The sequence below is a fragment of the Lactiplantibacillus songbeiensis genome, from assembly GCF_005405125.1.
Lineage (GTDB): Bacteria > Bacillota > Bacilli > Lactobacillales > Lactobacillaceae > Lactiplantibacillus > Lactiplantibacillus songbeiensis.
In genome coordinates this window covers 54,806-74,981 of the sequence record NZ_BJDL01000018.1, presented here as the reverse complement: position 1 = coordinate 74,981, position 20,176 = coordinate 54,806, and the positions used below count along the sequence as shown (strand labels likewise).

17 protein-coding genes are annotated in these 20,176 nt (G+C 40.1%); 15 read left to right on the top strand and 2 right to left on the bottom strand.

Annotated elements, in window-relative coordinates; all coding sequences use genetic code 11:
• Window positions 1-79 precede the first annotated feature (79 nt).
• The 5 genes from FFM77_RS07430 (at window position 80) to FFM77_RS07410 (ending at window position 5,964) form a co-directional block, all read left to right on the top strand.
• Complete coding sequence (locus FFM77_RS07430; RefSeq protein WP_171001576.1) at window positions 80-709, top strand: HAD family hydrolase; 630 nt, start codon at window positions 80-82, stop codon at window positions 707-709.
• 303 nt (window positions 710-1,012) lie between these two features.
• Complete coding sequence (locus FFM77_RS07425) at window positions 1,013-1,969, top strand: glycosylasparaginase (RefSeq protein WP_137635138.1); 957 nt, start codon at window positions 1,013-1,015, stop codon at window positions 1,967-1,969.
• Window positions 1,970-1,972: 3 nt separating this feature from the next.
• Window positions 1,973-3,274, top strand: coding sequence for a Sapep family Mn(2+)-dependent dipeptidase (locus tag FFM77_RS07420; protein WP_137635137.1), 1,302 nt, complete (start codon window positions 1,973-1,975; stop codon window positions 3,272-3,274).
• Between the two features lie 104 nt (window positions 3,275-3,378).
• Window positions 3,379-5,025 carry a peptide ABC transporter substrate-binding protein gene (locus FFM77_RS07415; protein WP_137635136.1) on the top strand — a complete coding sequence of 549 codons (1,647 nt, stop codon included), beginning with the start codon at window positions 3,379-3,381 and terminating at the stop codon, window positions 5,023-5,025.
• Between the two features lie 30 nt (window positions 5,026-5,055).
• The gene (locus FFM77_RS07410) at window positions 5,056-5,964 is read left to right on the top strand and encodes an ROK family protein (protein WP_223876801.1); all 909 of its coding nucleotides are present in this window, start codon (window positions 5,056-5,058) and stop codon (window positions 5,962-5,964) included.
• 167 nt (window positions 5,965-6,131) lie between these two features.
• Here the strand turns inward: FFM77_RS07410 and FFM77_RS07405 are convergent, their stop codons facing one another.
• Complete coding sequence (locus tag FFM77_RS07405) at window positions 6,132-7,532, bottom strand: FAD-binding oxidoreductase (RefSeq protein ID WP_137635135.1); 1,401 nt, start codon at window positions 7,530-7,532, stop codon at window positions 6,132-6,134.
• Between the two features lie 19 nt (window positions 7,533-7,551).
• Complete coding sequence (locus FFM77_RS07400; RefSeq protein WP_171001575.1) at window positions 7,552-8,442, bottom strand: LysR family transcriptional regulator; 891 nt, start codon at window positions 8,440-8,442, stop codon at window positions 7,552-7,554.
• A gap of 356 nt (window positions 8,443-8,798) precedes the next feature.
• Between FFM77_RS07400 and FFM77_RS07395 the strand changes: the two genes are divergently transcribed.
• The 10 genes from FFM77_RS07395 (at window position 8,799) to FFM77_RS07350 (ending at window position 20,154) form a co-directional block, all read left to right on the top strand.
• Window positions 8,799-10,034 (top strand): OFA family MFS transporter, encoded by a 1,236-nt coding sequence (locus tag FFM77_RS07395; RefSeq protein ID WP_137635133.1) that lies wholly within the window; start codon window positions 8,799-8,801, stop codon window positions 10,032-10,034.
• Window positions 10,034-11,260, top strand: coding sequence for an acyl-CoA dehydrogenase family protein (locus tag FFM77_RS07390; protein WP_137635132.1), 1,227 nt, complete (start codon window positions 10,034-10,036; stop codon window positions 11,258-11,260). Before FFM77_RS07395 ends, FFM77_RS07390 begins: the two co-directional genes overlap by 1 nt.
• A gap of 80 nt (window positions 11,261-11,340) precedes the next feature.
• Window positions 11,341-12,579 (top strand): CaiB/BaiF CoA transferase family protein, encoded by a 1,239-nt coding sequence (locus FFM77_RS07385; protein WP_137635131.1) that lies wholly within the window; start codon window positions 11,341-11,343, stop codon window positions 12,577-12,579.
• Window positions 12,580-12,596: 17 nt separating this feature from the next.
• Window positions 12,597-13,742 (top strand): acyl-CoA dehydrogenase family protein, encoded by a 1,146-nt coding sequence (locus FFM77_RS07380; RefSeq protein WP_137635130.1) that lies wholly within the window; start codon window positions 12,597-12,599, stop codon window positions 13,740-13,742.
• A 12-nt stretch (window positions 13,743-13,754) separates the two neighbouring features.
• Window positions 13,755-14,555 (top strand): electron transfer flavoprotein subunit beta/FixA family protein, encoded by an 801-nt coding sequence (locus FFM77_RS07375; RefSeq protein WP_171001574.1) that lies wholly within the window; start codon window positions 13,755-13,757, stop codon window positions 14,553-14,555.
• A 15-nt stretch (window positions 14,556-14,570) separates the two neighbouring features.
• The gene (locus FFM77_RS14260; protein ID WP_307722469.1) at window positions 14,571-15,542 is read left to right on the top strand and encodes an electron transfer flavoprotein subunit alpha/FixB family protein; all 972 of its coding nucleotides are present in this window, start codon (window positions 14,571-14,573) and stop codon (window positions 15,540-15,542) included.
• 16 nt (window positions 15,543-15,558) lie between these two features.
• Window positions 15,559-17,154, top strand: coding sequence for a class I adenylate-forming enzyme family protein (locus FFM77_RS07365; RefSeq protein ID WP_137635128.1), 1,596 nt, complete (start codon window positions 15,559-15,561; stop codon window positions 17,152-17,154).
• Between the two features lie 49 nt (window positions 17,155-17,203).
• Window positions 17,204-17,644 (top strand): acyl-CoA thioesterase, encoded by a 441-nt coding sequence (locus FFM77_RS07360; protein ID WP_137635127.1) that lies wholly within the window; start codon window positions 17,204-17,206, stop codon window positions 17,642-17,644.
• Window positions 17,645-17,738: 94 nt separating this feature from the next.
• On the top strand, window positions 17,739-18,524 hold the full coding sequence (locus tag FFM77_RS07355; protein ID WP_137635126.1) for an alpha/beta fold hydrolase: 786 nt from the start codon (window positions 17,739-17,741) through the stop codon (window positions 18,522-18,524).
• A gap of 139 nt (window positions 18,525-18,663) precedes the next feature.
• On the top strand, window positions 18,664-20,154 hold the full coding sequence (locus FFM77_RS07350) for a glycoside hydrolase family 1 protein (RefSeq protein ID WP_137635125.1): 1,491 nt from the start codon (window positions 18,664-18,666) through the stop codon (window positions 20,152-20,154).
• Window positions 20,155-20,176: the final 22 nt, after the last annotated feature.

Genomic DNA, 20,176 nt, shown 5'->3' with positions numbered 1-20,176 from the left:
CTTTGCAAGGCTTATTTATAATATACTTGATTTATTAATGTTGTATAGAGATTTTTGCTTCTAGAAAGGAATGAAATTAATGGCGTACAAAACAGTTCTGTTTGATATTGATAATACGTTAATTGATTCAGCAAAAGTTATTGCACAAGTCTTACAAAGTGTAGTTTCTGCTAAGAATAAGGAAATACCATTGATAGAGTTTCGGAAAAGAATTGGGAAACCTGCGGGTGAAATCTTAAAGGACTTGGGTATTGATGAAACGGCACAAATTATAGATGAGTACGAAAAGAAACTGCAAAAAGCGACTCGTGAGTTAAAATATTTTCCAGGAATTGAGCAGCTTATAAGACAGCTAAATCGAATGAATGTTCAAATAGGTGTGGTTACCTCTAACAATCGGAAACAGTTCGATTCAGAAACGGAATATTTATCGTTAGTGTCAAATATTGAGATGGTCACAACATCTGATTTAACAAAATATCCCAAACCAAGTGGTGATCCATTAATCTATACAATTAAAAAGTACGGTCTTAGGCGTGATTATACACTATATATTGGAGACAGTATTTTTGATATGCGGTCAGCTATGGAAGCGGGGATTGATTTTGCTGCAGCTGGTTGGGGAGCTTTTGACGATACAGTGTTTAGTGGTGCAGAGTATGTGTTAAGACAACCGGAAGAACTATTACAAATTATTAGTCAAGATTAGTGAGCGGGCTGTTTTTACCAATTTTCTCATAGTATTTTGTTTGAGCACGTTAAACCTGATGTATTCACAAAAAAGAAAAGTCATGATGAAATTGTAAAGCTTTAACAATGTCATGTTTATCCATAATAAAAACCTCACCAAATTTATTTGATGAGGCAATCATATCTTGTTTAGTTGGCACTTAGAAGACGGTCAGTTATTGGGTGCTTACGATTATTTTCGTAAAAATATAAATGTTCTTGGATTAAATTAAAAAATAATGATAAAATTATTTTAAATTAAATTTAGATTAGAGGACAAGCTATGAAATATGCAATGATTGGTACTTGGCGAATGGCACAGGACGGTGTGGTAGCTGCTTTGCCAAGTTTAGCCCAAGGTGGAATCGCTGGCGATGCGGTTGAACAGGCAATTATGACAATTGAAGATTACCCTTATTTTAAATCAGTTGGATACGGTGGGTTACCTAACGAACATGGAATTGTTGAAATGGATTCAGCTTTTATGAACGGCGATAACTTTCAATTAGGTGCCGTTGGTGGTGTTCGCAATATTGCCAATCCTATAAAGCTTAGTCGTTTGCTTAGCCAGCAACGGGTCAATAATGTGTTAGTTGGTGCGGGGGCAGAAGAATTTGCGGATGAACATTTATTGCCACGTAAAGGTATGCTGTCAGCGCGTGCAAAAAAACGCTGGGATAAAAAAGTTGACCAGGTTAAACAGGGTGGAAGATTAACGCCGTATGATGGCCATGATACGGTTGGTATGTTGGCATTGGACCGATCTGGGTCAATGGCAGTGGGAACTTCGACATCAGGGCTGTTCATGAAGCATGCAGGTCGTGTCGGTGATTCACCTCTAGCAGGCAATGGTTTTTATGTAGATAGCCAAGTTGGTGGTGCAGCGGCGACTGGGTTAGGTGAAGATATGATGAAACGTCCACTTTGTTTTGAGATTGTTCAAGCTATGGAACGTGGTGCTAATGTTCAAACAGCGGTTGATCAGACGGTCTATCCGTTTATTGAAAAATTGGGCCAACGTAATGGGCAAGTTGGTGAATTTTCATATGTGGCTATGGATAATCAAGGAAACTATGCGATTGCTACCAATGTTGAGTTTTCGTTTGCTGTTGGGAATGAGTATTTAAAACCAACAGTGTATGTTGCGATACCAGGAGAACTTGGTAAGGTGGAGATTAAACCGGCTACGCAGGCATGGTTAGATGCTTATTTGGCACGAGTTCAAGCAGAGGTGAAATAAAGGATGTCAGTTTTTAATTTTAAAACAGCATTAAAACAACAAGAGCCAACTTTTCTAAAAATATTAGCGCAGGTGATTGCTGTTCCTAGTGTACAGGGATCAGCTAAACCCGATGCACCATTTGGTGTTGAGCCTAAACGAGTCTTAACGACGGTTTTGAATATTGCTGAGAAGATGGGATTTGAAACTCATAGCGTTAATAATTGTGTTGGTTGGGTCCAATATGGCGAGGCACCTGAATATATAGCAGTATTAGGACATTTAGACGTAGTTGCAGCGGGAACAGGCTGGGATACTGATCCATTTAAACTCACAATTAAAGACGACTATATGTATGGTCGTGGTACATTAGATAATAAAGGACCGATTATGGGTGCATTATTTGCTTTGAAATTAATTAAGGAGCAGTCTCTAAATTTAAAGCACAGCATTCGCCTGATTTTTGGAACGAATGAAGAGTCTGGTAGTGCTGATATTCCGTTTTATAACCAAGCCGAACAAGCTCCTATTGGTGGTTTTACACCTGACTGTAAGTATCCGGTTGTCTATGCAGAGCGTGGCATGCTAGGATTCCGAGTAACGGCTGAAATCACGGATGGATCATTAGCTAATATTCGATCAATTACGGGCGATTTTAATGGCAGCTATATTCCCGATGCCGCTGTGGTGAACTTGTCTGATGGGATGACCAAGAATTATGTTGGTAAAAAAGCACCTAGCAATGCGCCTGATTTGGGAGTTAATGTCATTAAACAGATTGCGGCTGATTTGAAAAAGCAAGCTGGTCAAACAGGAGAATTCTTTAATTGGCTTAATGTGATTTTACAAGATACAACTGGAAAAGCATTTGGTTTTGAATATCAAGATCAAGCGTCTGGTATGACTCAGTTCTCACTTAGTATTTTGACCAAGACAGCAACAACTTTGGCGGTAGATGTGCGAGTTCGCTATCCTGTTAGCGAAACACGTACTCAGCTAGTAGATGCAATTAAAGTAAAATTACCAGCTGGGTTAATACTAACAATTACACGTGATTTTCCATCAATGTATAAAGATCCCACTTTGCCGATGATTCAAATCATGCAACGGACGTATGAACAAGTTATGCAAACTGATGGGAAACCGGTGACCACTACTGGTATCACCTATGCGCGTAGTTTGCCGAATATTGTTGCATTTGGACCGTCATTTCCAGGACAAAGAGGAATTGCACATAAAGAAAATGAATGGTTAAAATTATCAGATTGGCGCAAGATGATGGAAATTGATTATTTAACAATGATTTCATTAGCAAATGAGTTATAATCTAATTGTTTTTAATAAATATTAAAATTAAATTAAAAAGTTATTGTTATTTTCTAACCAAAACTTTAGAATAGACCTAAGTTCATTTCGGGGAGGAAAGGTCTATGAAGAAACAGTGGTTAATTGGTTCAGCTTTAGCTGCAACATCATTTTTACTAGTGGCGTGTGGTAATAATACAAAAACTAGTAACAGTAATGCACAACAAAAGATGAATTTATCTGTAGTTAGTGAAATTGCAACGATGGATCCATCGCATGCTTCGGATACAACGAGTATGCAACAATTGGAAAATACTGGCGAAGGCTTTTTGCAGTTAGGTAAAGATAGTAAGATTGAAAATGAATTAGCGACGAAGATTCAAGAATCAAAGGATGGTAAAACCTACACGTTCACATTGCGGCACGATGGTAAATGGAACGATGGGGCAAAATTAACGGCACGAGACTTTGTTTATGGTTGGCAACGGACGATTAATCCTAAGACTGCTTCTGAATATGCCTATTTGTATTCAGGTATTCAAAATGCGGATGCAATAATGAACAACAAAAAGAATTATCAATCATTAGGGATTAAAGCTGTTGGCAAATATAAAGTAGTTGTTACTTTGGATCATCCTATTTCTTACTTTAAGTTGTTAATGGCGATGCCGGTCTTTTATCCGCAACAGAAATCAGCGGTAGATAAGTTTGGTAAAAAGTATGGTACTAGTTCTAAATATATTGCTTCTAACGGACCCTTTGTTCTAAAAGGTTGGAATGGAACTAACAATACCTGGAAGTTAGTTAAGAATCAAAATTATTGGGATAAAAAGCATGTTAAACTCAGTTCGGTTGGTTTCCAAGTTGTTAAGAGTCCAACGACCTCATTTAACCTCTATCAAACGGGTAAGTTAGATCAGACCCAGCTATTTGATCAACAAGTTGCTAATAAGAAGCATGCCTCGGACTTCGTACTTGAAAAAAATGCTTCCATGCTTTATTTACAGATGAATATGAAAGCCCAAAACGCAACCTTGAGGAAGGCTTATAATAATATAAATATTCGAAAAGCTTTGTCGTTAGCATTAAACCGAAAGCAGTTGGTTAATAAAGTTTTGGCAGATGGGTCATTAGCACCCAAAGGTTTTGTAACTGAAGGTCTGTCTAAGAATCCAACAACCGGTGAAGATTTTGCTAAAGAGTCAGCGGTTAAAACGAGTGTTAGTTATAATTTAACTGAAGCTAGAAAGTATTGGAAGAAAGGTCTGGCTGAGATTGGTGTCAAGAAGTTATCAATGAATCTATTGTCAGATGATACTGATACGACTAAGCAAGTCGCTGAATATGTCCAAGGCCAGTGGAAAAAACTGGATGGGTTGAATGTAACACTGTCTAATGTGCCTGCTAAGACTCGGATTGATCGTTCTAGCAAGGGTAATTTCCAAGTTGTTATTTCTGGTTGGGGTGCGGATTTCTCGGATCCAGTAACGTTCTTGAACCTTTATGATAAGGGCAATTCTGGTAATGCCGGTAACTGGAATAATGCAACGTATGACAAGTTGCTCACTAATATTAATGGTGTTGATTCAACTAATCCTACGAAGCGTTGGCAAGATATGGTTAAGGCAGAAAAGGTTCTAATGACTGAGCAGGCAGCAATTCCTCTGTATCAGAAGTCAAATGCTTTCTTGCGTAGCAAGAAAATCAAGGGATTGATTACTAATTCAGCTGGTCCTGCCCATAATTACAAATTTGTCTCTATGAGTAAATAGTGGTGAAAGAATAAAGGAGTGAGCTGCATTTTGGCAATCAAAAACTATTTAGCCATAGATATCGGCGGTACGTTTTTAAAATATGCGCTCATTCGAGCTGATGGTCAGATAATCATTAAAGGGAGTAATCCAACTGCTAAGTCTGGTCAAGAGCCTTTTGTTGCACAGATTGTTGATTTGATTCAACGACATCAAGATCAAATTAGTGGGGTCGGATTCAGTTTGCCTGGAGTAGTCGATGCTCAAGCGGGTAAAGTCATTAGTTCTGCTACATTGCCATTTCTGGAAGGTAGTAATTTTATTAACTTGATTCAAGCCTTTTTTCCGAGCCTATTAATTACGATTGAAAATGATGGTGATGCTGCGGCTTTGGCTGAAAGATGGCTTGGAAATCTAGCTGGTATTGATAATGGTGCAATTTTAGTGCTTGGCAGTGGTGTTGGTGCCGCGATTTTCATTAACGGTCAGTTATTTCAGGGAAGCCATTTTGTGGCGGGTGAACCGAGCTTTATGATTATTGATCGGACTAAGGGAATAACGCCGGCCAGTACGGCTGCCAGTCTTTCAGCAGTGGGAATGGTTCATCAGATTGGTAAAAAATTAGGTTTAATTGATCCAACCAATGGATATGACGTTTTCCGAGCGATTAGTGAACGTCAAGAGGTTGCTATTAAAATCTTTCAGCAATTTTGCCAAGAAGTGGCGGTTTTAATCTTTAACATGCAGTCAACATTAGATTTAGAACGGATCATTATTGGTGGAGGTATTAGTGCTCAGCCGCTGGTAGCGAAACAGATTCAGCACGAGTTTGATCAACTTAAGCAAGTAACGCCGTTATCTGCTAGAACAATTGTCACGCCAGAGATTATGAATGCTCATTTACAAAATGGCGCAAATCTTATCGGAGCTGTTTATCGATTAAGTCAAATGAGTCAGTAACTGCTAGAATCAAAGATTAGAAGTTTTATTGAGGTCTGTTTGATTATCGAAAAGATGGTCAAACAGGCCTTTTCTATATTAACAAAGCAAAGTGCCATTAGGTTACTAGTAGGAGTGAGACTAGTAACCTAATGGCACTTTTGTGGAATTATTATAAAGTGGTTCACTTAAATAACTTTGTCTGGATTCAGAATATGATTAGGATCCAGAGCGGTCTTGACCGCACGCATAGCAACTAAATCGGCATCTGAAGTTGTGTTTTTTAAATAATTGCGTTTGGCATAACCAATTCCATGTTCCCCAGACACTTTACCATCTAGGGCACTAGCTTTAGCATACAAAGCATTGAAGACCGTGGATAATTTGGCTTTCCAGGTCGTATCATCATAGTCATCTTGGCAAATGTAGAGGTGTAAGTTGCCATCACCAACGTGACCAAATCCCGGAATGCGAATTTTTTCTTTTTTAGCTAAATCATGCGTATATTGCACAAATTCTGCAGTTGCGCTACGTGGTACGACTGCATCTGCTTCGTCCATATCAGGGGTTGAGGCCTTGATAGCTTCCAGGAAGGTATCACGTGCTGACCATACTGCTTTTTTTAGTTCATCAGTATCAAGCACGTAAGCATCAGAAGCACCGTTATCTAAGCACAATTCTGCGATAGCTTCGTAGTCGCTTTCAACGATTTCGTCACTCTGTTCATCAAACGTTAAGAGCAAGTATGCTGCAGCACCAGATTGTGGGAATTTTTGTGACGCAAAACTTTCCCAACATTTGACAGAATCAGCTTCAAAGAACTCCACAGCAGTGGGTTGAATACCGGATTGTAGAATCTTTGGTACGGTTCCTAGGGCAGCTTTAAAGTCATCAAATGGCACCATTAAGCTAGTATTAGCTTTAGGTAGTGGTCGGATACGCAAAGTTGCTTCAGTGATAATTCCTAGGATGCCTTCAGAGCCAATAAAGAGGTCCTTCAGGTCTAATCCGGAACTGGTCTTAACAATCTTACCACCAAGTTTTAGCACGTCTCCTTGGGGCGTTACGACAGTCAGTGCACGCACTGATTCTCGGGTAACGCCGTATTTAACGGCACGCATTCCACCAGCATTAGTAGCAATATTCCCACCAATTGAGGCTGTTTTTTCGCCAGGATCAGGTGCATATAGGAAACCTTGATTGGCAGCGTAGGTCGCAACATCCTTCAACATTGCTCCAGCTTCAGTAGATAAGGTTAAGTTATCAGCATCGAGTTCTAAAATCTGATTCATTGCCGACAGATCAATTAGTATTCCGCCTTCCATTGGAACACAGCCACCAACTAATCCAGTCCCAGTCCCGCGCGCGGTTACCGGAATTTGATATTGATTAGCTAACTTCATAACTAATGAAACTTCTTGCGTTGTCTTAGGCCGGACAACGATATCTGGCAAATGTTGGAATGATTCCATTTCATCATGACCAAAATCAGGATTGATTTGGTCACCAAATAAAAGTGACTGATCGTCAAAAGTTTCTCCTAATTGCTGATAAATAGTCTGGTAATCAGTAGTTGTTGTAACTGTCATAAATAATCCTTCTTTCTATTTATGCCTCATAAGATTCTTTGGCACCTTTTAAATAGTCGATAAAGTGTTGAACGACCGGTGATAATTGCCGGGTATGATTATAAGCAATGTAGACCATGCGAGTATCACTAGGAACATCGAGTGGAATCTTTTTGAGATTGAATGTGTCTAATAACATTGTATTAGCAACAATCCCGACGGAACCATTTTCGGCAATTTGACCGGCAATGGTAATCTCACTGTCTAATGCTTCAGCAAATGATAAGTTAGGACACTTAGCATTTAATTCCTGATGAACTGCGTTACCAATTGGCGTATTGGTGTCATAGGTGACTAAGTCATAGGGGCGGAGCATGTTAGGATCAATCAACGTTTCTTTAGCGAGGGGATGATCGGGTTGAACAATGACCATAACTTTCTCGGAAAAGAATGGGATAAATGAAAGATCCTTGTAGTCGGCATCACGTGAACAGATGCCGACATCATAGTTTCCATTGGTAAGGCCTTCCAAAATTGGCAATGAGAATTCATCATGCAAAATGAAATATGGTGAACTTGTATTGTTGGTTTGGAATTGTTTGATTAACTTAGGTAGTCGAGTCCCAATTGAAGTTGGAATACAAGCAATATTAATAATTCCCGCATCACTCTTGATCTTTTGCTGAAGTTCCCGCTTACCTTCATCCAAAATGTTAAGCGTTGAGCATGTCGTATTATAAAACATTCTTCCATATTCGGTTAATTGGACATTTCTTCCTGATTTCTTAAACAACACGCAACCTAATTCTTTTTCCAAAGACTTCATGGCGTTGCTCAAACTAGGTTGACTAATGTAGAGTTTCGCAGCAGCTTTTGTATAATGTTGATATTCTGCTAATGTCCGGAAATAATAGAGCTGATTTAAGTTCAACAAAAATCCCTCCTGGTAGCGTACTAATTTATTTAACAATTATTATCTATCTATATAATACAATGAAAACGGTTTCCATTGAAAATAGACTTTGACTATGATTATATAGTCTTTTGCTATGTCAAGCAAAGACACCTAGAGAAACCCGGGTTTTAAAAACAAATTTGATAAAAAAATCACAAAAAAAGTTGATGGTTAAATAGGTCAATCACGCTTTTTAAAGCCGAAATAAAAGGATTATTCAAAAAAGTTATCGATTTCGCATTTTTAAGAATTTTTAATTTGTGAGGTAACACACTACACTAGAACTTGTAAGAAAGCGATACCAATTCACCCCGAAAGGAAGGAGGTTCGTGATGGAAACAACTAATGCAAAAGTAGTTCGACGATCGCATGTGTTTACCGCCGCGTTCCTGATTATCTTTTGTTGTGCAGCATCATCAGCTTTTTCAGTCTTTTCAGTTCCGTTACAACATGCAACAGGAGGCACTGAGTCTCAAGTTGCATTGACGTTAACCTTGTATGAATTTTTCATGGCGTGCTTCGGAGTGGCCTCTGGGCACATAATGGATAAGTTCGGTGCCAAGAAGTTAATGTATTTTGGTGGATTAATCTTCGGGCTGGGCTGGTTGTTAACCGCTTTCGTTCATAATTTATTTTTCCTTTACATCACTGTTGGTTTGATGGCCGGCGCTGGGAATGGGATCATGTATAATCCCGCCCTACTAACTGCCTTGAAATGGTTCCCAGAAAAACGGGGTACGGTTTCAGGTTTCTTGTTAGCCGCCGCATCATTAGGACCGTTAGTTTTGGCTAAAGCTGGCGCAATCCTATGTGACCAATATGGGATGAATGGGTTCATTCCAATCGGATTAGCATATCTCGTCATCTGCTGGGCAGTTGGTTGGATGATGGATACGCCAACGGAGCAAAATCAGGATAAAAGTGCAACGGATCCCGCCGCACCTGTCAATGATTACACTCCTCAAGCGATGCTTAAGACGTGGCAATTCTGGTTATTGTTATTATTATTCTCAATTGCTTGTACGGCTGGGATTATGTTGATTGGATCGTTATCAATGATTGCGCAAGTGCAACTTAGCATGACGCCAATTGTTGCTGCTAACATGGTTGTTGTTAATACTTTGGCTAACTTTGGTGGTCGGATCTTAACTGGGACGATTACTGATAAGTTGGGTCAAACTAAGACGCTAGCTGGTATCTTAGCATTAACGATTATTGGTTTAGCTGGTTTGAGATTCTCAACTGGCTTGGTTAGCTTCACGATCTTCTTAATCCTTTTAGGAGCTTCGTTCGGTGGTGTCCTAGTGGTCTATCCGACCTTGACTGGGAATGCCTTTGGGACGACTCATTCGGGTATTAATTATGGTTTAATGTTTTTCGGTTATGCAATTGGCTCATTAGTTGGTCCTCAAATTGCAGCTTTGTTCATTAATAAAGGTGCTGGGACCGCAGCTTATTATCCTGCCTACATGGTTGCCATTGGTGTAGCTGTAGTTGGTCTGATTATTGATTTGTTCTTGATGGCGAAAGGCGTCGGAGCATCACAAACTAAGGAGAGTGCAAAATAATGGAAGCAACAGAAAAATTACCTTATGAACCAACCAAAAAATTAGTTCACACAAAACCAGGTACAAAGATGACGAATGAAGAATTCGCATTGTACTTGAAACAAATTAAGCATTTAGCAGAAAACGAATTCGATTACTTACAAAAAGAAGTCGAAGTTACGAACCGTTTCCCAAAGAAGTTCTTTGAATTAGCAATTGATAATGACCTTTATCGTTTCGCTTTACCATTGAAGTATGGTGGCTTTGGCTTAACTTGCAACCAAATCTTCCAAGTACAAGAAATGTTCTCACGTGGCCCTGGTGGTATGCGGATGCATTTACACTATGCAGCTGATTTGAACTGGCGGATTATGGATGAATTCGGCCAACCAGAATTAAAGGCTGAAGTCATGCCAAAGCTACAAGATAAAACCATCTTCACTTGTTTCGCTTTAACTGAAGAAAGTGGCGGTACTGGCGCTGACTTGCATACGACTGCTGTTAAAGACGGTGATGACTACATTCTTAATGGTGAAAAGACTTTAATTTCACATACTGACTGCAGTGACGCTGCTTATGTAATCGCTGTCACAGATCCAGATGCTGAAGGTGACAAGCGTTTGAGTGCCTTCTATGTACCTGTTGACACCCCAGGATACGAAATTGTACCAATGCCTCATATGATGGGTTGCCGTGGTGCTGGTCATGCCGGCTTGAAGTTTACGAACATGCGAGTTAACAAGAAGTACTTGCTTGGTAAGGAAGGCGACGGTTTACACGTTGCGATTGCTTCATTATCAATTTCACGTGCTCACATTGCCTCAAGTAACTTAGGAATGAGCCAACGGATGCTTGAAATGTCAATTGCACGGGCTAAAGATCGTGTAACCTTTGGCAAACCACTTGTAAAACGTCAAGCTATCCAACAAGAAATTGCTGATATGGGTACTGAAATCTTTGCCTTACGGACTATGCTTCACAACTTAGCAGAACAATATGACCGTGGCGAAGATATTGAAGAAAAGGCTGCAATGTGCAAGCTATTCAGTATTAACACTGTCAAGTTGGTTTCTGACTATTGCCTTGAAATCTTCGGTGGGATTGGCTACTTTGAAGACAACCCTTACGGCCCTGTTGAACGGATGTATCGTGATTGCCGTGCAATGTGGCTTGAAGAAGGTCCACGTTCAGTACAACGTTTAACGGCAGCTCGTAAGCTGATCGCTAACGACGGGATTATCGAATAATAAAAACGCACATAACATGCCGATAGTATAGGTGAGAACCAACACATGCTATCGGCATGTTTACTTAGGAGGAAGTTTTCATGAGTAAAACTTTAGATGGAGTACGTATTGTTGACATGACAACGTTTTTGGCAGCACCAACCGTTACCCGAGTTTTGGGTGAATGGGGCGCTGACGTCATTAAGGTTGAACCTCCAAAGGGCGATGCTGAACGGACACAAGGTGCCGTTTTCAACATGCACTATTCAGATGACGAAAACTTAGGCTTTGATATTTCAAACCTAAACAAACGTTTTGTTACTTTAAATCTGAAAAAAGATGATGGGCGGCAAGCCTTTTACGACTTATTGAAAGATGCCAATGTCTTTGTAACTAACGTTCGGACAAAGTCACTGGAACACTTAGGAATTGATTATGAAACATTAAAACAAAAATTTCCAAAATTGATTTTTGCACAAGTTCTAGGCTATGGCGAACATGGTCCACAAAAGGATGCTGCTGGCTTTGATGCAACGTCTTATATGGCTCGTGGTGGTGTTTTAGGAACAACTTTGGAAGCTGGTCAAAGCCCAATGAACCCTGCTAACGGTTATGGTGACTTCCAAGTCTCCATGTGTTTAGCTGCTGGTATCTGTGGCGCCTTATTAAAGCAAGCTCGCGAAGGTAAAGGCGATAAATTGACCGTCAGCTTACATCACGCGGCAATCTTCATGCAAAATGTTGCCATGGTTTCGGCTCAATATGGTAACGAATATCCAAAGAGTCGTTTGAATGTCGCTAACCCATTCAATGATTGCTTTAAGACTAGTGATGATCGTTGGTTCGTAATGTGTGTTCCAGTCTTTAACCGCGACTATAACAAAGTTATGACGCTAATTGGTCGTAAAGATTTAGTTGATAATAAGCGTTACAACAATATTGACCATATCAATGCTGAGAATTTGAATAAAGAATTTATTGGTATTTTGGATGAGCAGTTCAAGAAGCAACCATTACAGCATTGGGTTGATATCTTTAAAGAAAATGATTTACCACTCGAAGCTTGCTATGTACCAACTGAAATCTATAAAGATGATGAAGCTTTGGATAACGATGAATTACGGAAGATTAAATTCCCATCTGGTAATGATCGTATGATTCCTACGAACCCAGTTCGTTTTGCATCGATGGGAAATCCAGATTTGAAAGTTTCACGGCCACAAGGTGCTGACACTAAGAGTGTCTTGAGTGAAATTGGTTATTCTGATGAAAAGATTAATCAACTATTGGATGATGGGGCAGCTGCCACTACTAGACATATTGGCGACCCTGTTAAATAGAAGGGTGTGAATTAACGATGGCATTGTTATATACGGATGAACAAAAAGATTTTTTGAAAATGGTAAAGGAATTTGCCGATGAAACTTTAACACCAGAAGTTGTTAAAGAATGTGATGAAAAAGGTGAATGTCCAGAAGAATTATTCAAACCAGCTTTTGATATGGGACTTCATATGTTGGAAATCCCTGAAAAGTTTGGTGGGGCTGGCTTATCATATGCAACCACTGCAATGATTTTTGAAAAATTAGCTAGTTATGATCCTGGGTACGCGATTACATTAGTCTCAACTTTCGTGGCACTACGTTCAGTAATGATTGCTGGGACCGATGAACAGGTTCAACATTTTGCTGATATTATTGCACCAGGTAAGTTTGCTGCGTTCGCTTTAAGTGAATCTAACGCAGGTACTGATGCGGGCTCTGTTCAAGCAACAGCGACTCGTGAAGGCGACGATTATATCTTAAATGGTGATAAAACATTTATTACTAATGGTAGTTTAGCAGATGTTTTTGTTGGTATTTTCCGGACCTCTGATGATGGCAATAAGGGCTTGAGTGCCTTTATCGTTGAAAAGTCACGTGGTGGTATTGCAGCTGGTAAGCATGAAGATAAGATGGGCTTGCGGCTCTCTAACACGACTGATGTTACTTTTGACCATGTTAAAGTACCAGCAGCTAACCGGATTGGTGATGAAGGCCATGGATTAAAAGTTGCTTTAAATAGCTTGAACTTATCTCGTGCCTTTGTTGCAACCTTGGCAGTTGGGATTATGCAACGTGCCTTGGATGAATCAGTTAAGTATGCCAAGTTACGTAAACAATTTAATCGGCCAATTATTAAGTTTGAAGCAGTTCAAGAAATGCTAGCCGATATGGCAACTCAAACTGAAGCTTCACGTTTAATGGTTAATAACACCATGAAAATGATGGATGAAGGTAGTCTGGTTCGCAAGGAAGGCGCTATGACCAAGACATTTGTTACTGATGCCGTTCAAAAAGCAACATCAGATGCCGTTCAAATTTTTGGTGGTTATGGTGTTTCGAAAGATTACCCAGTTGAAAAATTGATGCGGGATTGCAAAGTCTTCCAAATCTTTGAAGGTACAAATCAAATCCAACGCGTCACCATCGCGAATGAATTAAATCGTGAATATAGCGATTAGGAGATGAATCTCATGAATAGTCTAGTCTTTATTAAAGGGGTGATTGTCCCCACAACAAAACCAGAATTAGATGATCAAGGGCAACTAACAGCTGAAACTAGTGGTGCAATTTTAAACCCAGCTGATAAGAATGCGATTGAAGCAGCTTTACAATTAGCTGATGGGCAAAACGGTACGGTTACGGTAGCTTCATATGGTAGTGCAGATGCAACTGAAAAAGCACTGAGAGCAGCTTTAGCATTAGGCGCAACCAGAGCTGTAACGGTGAATAGTGATTTATTAAAGGCCGGTGCTGACAATAATAGTGCAGTTGGGGTTGTTCTAGCTGAGGCAGCCAAAAAGTTAGGTGATTTTGATGTTATCTTTACAGGTGATCAAGCACTAGATACACCGCAAGGCTATGTTAGTGCATCGATTGCCAATAGTTTGGGATTACCATACTTTGATGATGTTAATGCTTTAAACGTTGATGGTGATCAATTATCCTATGTAACCTTATGGGAAAAGGGTGAATTAACTGGCAAAGTGCAAACACCAGCTGTGATCTCTGTTACAGAAGATATCAACAAGCCTCGGCTACCAAGTTTCAAAACTAAGATGGTTGCAAAACGTGCTGAATTAGAAACCGTTACTATTGATAGTATTACTGTGATTGACCAGGATGCTTGGAATCAATTAAGCTCTGAAGCGCCAACAAGTCGGTTGGCATTCATTCCAGAGCAGAAGAAACAAGCAGTTATTTATAAATTAGCTGATGATGATCAATCAGTTAGCAAGCTAGTTAATCAATTACAGACACAAGGAATTTTATAAAAGGTGGTGTTTACCATGACGAAGCAACCAATTTATTTAGTATTATTAGCTGATCCGAAATTTGAAGATAAAAATTTGAATTTGATTCATTTCGCGCAAGATAATTTTGATGGCAATGATTTAAATGCGGTGGTGGTAGCACCATCTGATCAAGGTATCGAAGAAAAGTATGGAACGGCCGGATTAAAAGAGATTGATATTCTGGCGTATGCACAATTTTCAAAAATTAATCTCGCACAAACCACCAATGCGTTAAGCGAGTACTTTGCTGGACAAGCCCACTCTTTGATTTTATTTGCTAATGATAAGGGTGCCACAAGTATTGCAAAGCGCGTTGCAGCTGAGTTAAAAGAAAACTTCATTATGCAAGTTAATCAGCTGACGGTTACGACAGATAGCATCGTTGCACAAAAGAAAGCTGAAGAGGCAACAATGTTACAGCAAGTAGCCTTGGCTAGTGATGCCAATGCCGTTATGACTTGTGATATGACTGGGGTCAATGAACAAGTTGTAACTGGTTCAGCAGCAAAAGTGGCAGTTAAGGCTGTGGATAATCCAGCACAAGCTGATCAAGTCGATTATTCTGCTTTACCACTTAAGAAAAATGATTTGGAAAATGCAAAAGTTGTTGTATCCGGTGGTCGTGGCATGCAAGGTCCAGAAGGATTTGAATTGTTGCAACAACTAGCTGATAAGTTACATGGTAGTTTAGGGGCTTCACGTGTTGCAGTTAATGCTGGCTGGGTCGATAAGTCGACGATGGTTGGCCAGACTGGCAAAGTTGTTGCGCCTGACGTCTATATCGCAGTTGGTATTTCGGGTGCATTGCAACACACTGTTGGGATGGATCAATCAAAATGTATTATTGCCATTAATACTGATCCAGCAGCGCCAATTTTTAAGTTAGCAGATTACGGGATTATTGGTGACGGCGAAACCGTGGTTAAGCAATTGTTAAGCGAGTTGTCGGCACCGGTACCAAGTTAAAAGGAGGTCCGGCATAATGATTGGTTCATATAAATTACCTACAGCCAGTACCTTTCCTCTAACCATTGCGGAAGTCTGGCAGGAACGTTGTGAAAAGACACCTGATAAAATCTTTTTGGCTCAAGCAGATCGTCAAGTTACTTACCGTGAGTTTGATGAATTGAGTGAACATGCTGCCAAGTTTTTAGATAAATTGCAATTAACAGCAGGTGATGTAGTTGCAGTACAAATGGCAACTTGCATGACTGAAGTGCAATTAATTATTGCTTGCCTGAAACGTAAGATTACGGTGCTCCCATTAAATCCGCATTTGGATCAAGAAGAAGCGGTCGCGTTAATTGGTAGATTTCAACCAGATTTGATTGTTACCCAAGCCGATGGTCGCAATTCATTGAGCTTTGAAAATATCAGTCAGATTGATTATATGACCAATCGAACTAAGCTTAATCAAGTGCCATTAATCCTGTTAGAGCCTACTAATAAATCTAATGAAGAGCATGTTAAACCTGCACCAGCAGTTATCCTATGTACTTCAGGGACGACTAGTTATTCTAAAGGTGTCATGTTATCTAATCAAAACGTATTATATAGTGAGTTACAGTTTAATCGGATGTATGGGATTGAATCAGGAGACGTTCAAATTTTACCTTCTGGTCTGTACCATGCGATTGGGTTCCATCATGGCTTAGTTTCAACTATTTTAGCTGGAAGTACGTTAGTCTTAATGCAACGGTATTCGGTAGAAGGGCTACAACGTTTAATTAATCGTTATTATTGTACCTATTTGGTAACGGTACCAACAGTGATTTATGATATCTTGGGTTGGTTTAAACAACCTAGCACATTGACTCGAGTTATTTCGGGTGGTGCTCGCTTAGGTGATGATATGATGCAGAAAGCTAAAGAAGTTGGCTTACCGGTTTATAATATTTATGGCTTAACCGAAAGTGCACCCTTCTTATGTACGTCACCAGCTTATTTTAAAATGAAGCAAGGTGAGACGACCGCAGGATTTCCAATTGATGGGGTACAAGTAAAGCTAATGGATGAACGTCAACGTCAGATTACAGCGGCTAATCGAATTGGCCAAATTGCGGTACGTGGACCAGTTGTCTTTAGTGGATACTATCATGATGAAGCAGAAACTAAAAAGGCATTGAGTCTTGATGGTTGGTTTCAAACGGGTGACTTGGGGCATTGGAATGATGATGATGCTTTGGAAGTTGATGGTCGGAGTAAGGATATGATTATTCGCGGTGGTGAAAACATCTCAGCTTATATTATTGAGCAGAAGTTGTTGCATCATCCGGGGATCAAAGAAGCCGCAGTAGTTGGTTTGAAGAATTCGCGTTTAGGTGAAATTATTGGGGCATTTGTTGTGATGCAACCAGATTATTTACCGTTAACTTTAACACAAGTTAAACAATTCTTTGAAAAAACTGATGTAGCGAAGAAGTTTTGGCCTGAAAAATTGACTGTTGTTGCAACTTTGCCGAAGACTGGTTCGGGGAAAGTCCGTAAGCATTTGTTGGCCAAGATGGTTGAGCATGGTCATCTTGAGTATGAACAGCCAATGCGACATGTCAGTGGTGATAGCGGCTGGGGTCGGTAAGTCGCGCTGCGATATCCAATAATATGCACATTAAAAGAGGTCGGTAAAGATGGAGAAAAATACGTTTTATCAAGTTGAATCAGGTGACTTTTTTGTAGATGCTGATATGCTCAATCATTTAAATATCTTACATGGCGGGGTGTTGGTTAAGCATTGTGATTCTACGATTGGTTTATTGGCTAATCGGTATACACATTCACGAGTTTTAACGGTGGCTATTAAAGAGTTTAACTTTGCAAAACCAGCCCACGTTGGTGATCATATTAGCTTTAGTGTCACATTACTTAAAACTAGTAGGCATACAATGACGTTTCATGTGGAAGTGCGACGTCAGACTTATGACAGTGACCCAGTAGCAATTGGTAATGGTATCTTCATCTTTATCGCTGTTAATGCAGATTTAAAACCGATTCCGGTACCAGCGTACACTGTTCAAGATCCAGAACAGCAAGCGTTTATTAAGCAGATTCGTGAAAAGTTTGCTGTCTAGATTGTAAAAATGAGCTTGCTGAAGTTTATAACTTTAGTAAGCTCATTTTAGGTTGACGGAGTCGTTACGTATGTAAGTTAAGGAGAACGGCAAAATGAAATTTGTAACTTCAGATCGAATTACTCTGGATTATACTGATGAAGGAATAGGTCAGCCAATCGTTATTCTAACTGGTTTTGGTGGATCTAAAGAAATCTGGCATGGACAGGTCTCGGTACTTGTTACTGCAGGCTATCGGGTTGTGAACATTGATAGTCGATGCCATGGATTGTCGGAACGTACTGGTAAGGGATTGCGAATGAGTCGTCGAGCTATGGATGCTTATGAGCTGATACAGCAATTAAAGCTAAAACAACCAATTCTATTAGGTAACTCAATGGGAGCAGCAACTTGGTTCGCATATGTTTCATTATTCGGTGATCAATCAATTAAAGCTGTGATTGATGTTGATCAAACACCAAAAATGATTAATACTACGGATTGGCCATATGGATTTAAAGATGTTACTTGGTCGGACTTTCCGGATTACTTTTATAATCCATTAGGTCCGTCAACTCATAAACACATTGACGATACAACTTACAAGTTAGTCAAAAGGGTCGCGAAGCAATCGCCATTTGATGAAAAGGCAACTTTACCATTACTAGTTGATCATGCTTTTCAGGATTGGCGAGATGTCGTTGCAGGTTTAACAATCCCATTTCTAATCATTGCTGGTGAGAACTCGCCTTATTTTGATTCAGCGTTTGCTGCAGTGACTGCTAGGACTGCCATTAAAGGACAATCGGTTGTGGTTCCAGAAGCTGGTCATATTGTAATGGCAGAACAGTCACAAGCTTTCAATCAAGCCTTATTAAGATTTTTAGAAACTCTAGAATAGGTTGTTTTACTATTTATTGATTTTACTAAATTCATCCGGCCATCATTGACAGCGCTTGCAACAGTTGCTAGCATGAAAGTCTTACATATGAACTTAGTTGCTTATTACACTAAGTGCCATGGTGAAAGGAAGAGAGAAAATGTCAGCATTTCCAGAAGGATTCTTATGGGGCGGCGCTACGGCGGCGAACCAACTAGAAGGCGGCTACCAAGAAGGTGGTCGGGGGCTATCCATTGCCGATGCCTTACCAGGTGGCAAGGATCGGTTTAAGATTGTGGCCCAACCAGATTTTGATTGGACGATTGATGAAGATAAGTACACGTATCCTAACCATATGGGGATTGATTTTTATCATCACTATAAGGAAGATATTGCGTTATTCGCTGAGATGGGCTTTAAATGTTACCGTTTCTCGATTGCTTGGTCAAGAGTTTACCCTAACGGTGATGAAACGCAACCGAATGAAGCCGGGCTAAAGTTTTATGATGCCGTAATTGATGAGTGTCTAGCACATCATATTGAACCAGTCATCACGATTTCACATTACGAATTGCCTTTAAACCTAGCCACCAAGTATGGTGGCTGGAAGAATCGTTATTTGATCGAATTCTATGAAAACTTTGCGCGGACAATCCTAACTCGGTACGCTGATAAAGTTAAGTATTGGATGACTTTTAACGAAATCAATAGTGCAGCGCATTTTCCAGTGATGGGGCAAGGCTTGGTACCCTCAACCGGGGCCAACGACAAGCGCAACGTCTTTCAAGCTTGGCATAATCAATTTGTCGCCAGTGCTAAGGCAGTCAAAATTGCCCATAACTTGAAGAAGGGCCTCCGTGTCGGTTGCATGATCTTATACGCCACCAGCTACAGTTACGATGCTAATCCGAAGAATCAATTAGCTAATTTACAAGAGAATCAAGAATTGAATTTCTTCTGCAGTGACGTGCAAGTTCGGGGTGAATATCCCGCTTACACGAAACGGTTGTTAGCCAAGTACGGGCTGACCTTTGATGACCTGGAAACTAATGATGGTGAACTGGCGCTACTCAAGCAATACCCAGTTGACTATATTGGGTTCAGCTACTACATGTCATCTGCCGTTGAAACGACTGGCCAAGTTAAGGATACCGTGAACGGAAACCTAATGGGTGGGGTCAAGAACCCATTCCTAGCAGCTAGTGACTGGGGTTGGCAGATTGATCCAACTGGTTTACGGATTGCGTTAAACCAGCTCTACGACCGTTACCAAAAGCCATTATTCGTGGTTGAAAATGGTTTTGGTGCGATTGATAAGCCTGACAAGAATTTCTACGTTGAAGATGATTATCGGATTGACTATTTGAAGCAACATATTCAAGCCATGGCCGGGGCCATCGCTGATGGTGTTGACTTGATGGGGTATACGCCATGGGGCTGCATTGACTTAGTTAGTGCCTCAACCGGTGAGATGAGTAAACGCTATGGCTTTATTTACGTTGATCTCGATGATGAAGGTCAGGGGACGTTGAAGCGGTATCGGAAGAAGTCATTCTACTGGTACAAAGATGTGATTGAGAACAATGGCTTGGAAAAGAAAAAGCCTAAGGAAGACACCACTAAAGCACCGATTAGTTTAGACTTAGATTAGTCAAAATAAGACCATTGATAGC

What these genes read in the sequence shown, in the direction of transcription:
- FFM77_RS14260 (WP_307722469.1), top strand. Translation starts at nt 14,571, where the DNA reads ATGACGAAGCAACCAATTTATTTAGTATTATTAGCTGATCCGAAATTT.
- FFM77_RS07430 (WP_171001576.1), top strand. Translation starts at nt 80, where the DNA reads ATGGCGTACAAAACAGTTCTGTTTGATATTGATAATACGTTAATTGAT.
- FFM77_RS07350 (WP_137635125.1), top strand. Translation starts at nt 18,664, where the DNA reads ATGTCAGCATTTCCAGAAGGATTCTTATGGGGCGGCGCTACGGCGGCG.
- FFM77_RS07395 (WP_137635133.1), top strand. Translation starts at nt 8,799, where the DNA reads ATGGAAACAACTAATGCAAAAGTAGTTCGACGATCGCATGTGTTTACC.
- FFM77_RS07415 (WP_137635136.1), top strand. Translation starts at nt 3,379, where the DNA reads ATGAAGAAACAGTGGTTAATTGGTTCAGCTTTAGCTGCAACATCATTT.
- FFM77_RS07425 (WP_137635138.1), top strand. Translation starts at nt 1,013, where the DNA reads ATGAAATATGCAATGATTGGTACTTGGCGAATGGCACAGGACGGTGTG.
- FFM77_RS07420 (WP_137635137.1), top strand. Translation starts at nt 1,973, where the DNA reads ATGTCAGTTTTTAATTTTAAAACAGCATTAAAACAACAAGAGCCAACT.
- FFM77_RS07375 (WP_171001574.1), top strand. Translation starts at nt 13,755, where the DNA reads ATGAATAGTCTAGTCTTTATTAAAGGGGTGATTGTCCCCACAACAAAA.
- FFM77_RS07385 (WP_137635131.1), top strand. Translation starts at nt 11,341, where the DNA reads ATGAGTAAAACTTTAGATGGAGTACGTATTGTTGACATGACAACGTTT.
- FFM77_RS07355 (WP_137635126.1), top strand. Translation starts at nt 17,739, where the DNA reads ATGAAATTTGTAACTTCAGATCGAATTACTCTGGATTATACTGATGAA.
- FFM77_RS07365 (WP_137635128.1), top strand. Translation starts at nt 15,559, where the DNA reads ATGATTGGTTCATATAAATTACCTACAGCCAGTACCTTTCCTCTAACC.
- FFM77_RS07405 (WP_137635135.1), bottom strand. Translation starts at nt 7,532, where the DNA reads ATGACAGTTACAACAACTACTGATTACCAGACTATTTATCAGCAATTA.
- FFM77_RS07380 (WP_137635130.1), top strand. Translation starts at nt 12,597, where the DNA reads ATGGCATTGTTATATACGGATGAACAAAAAGATTTTTTGAAAATGGTA.
- FFM77_RS07390 (WP_137635132.1), top strand. Translation starts at nt 10,034, where the DNA reads ATGGAAGCAACAGAAAAATTACCTTATGAACCAACCAAAAAATTAGTT.
- FFM77_RS07360 (WP_137635127.1), top strand. Translation starts at nt 17,204, where the DNA reads ATGGAGAAAAATACGTTTTATCAAGTTGAATCAGGTGACTTTTTTGTA.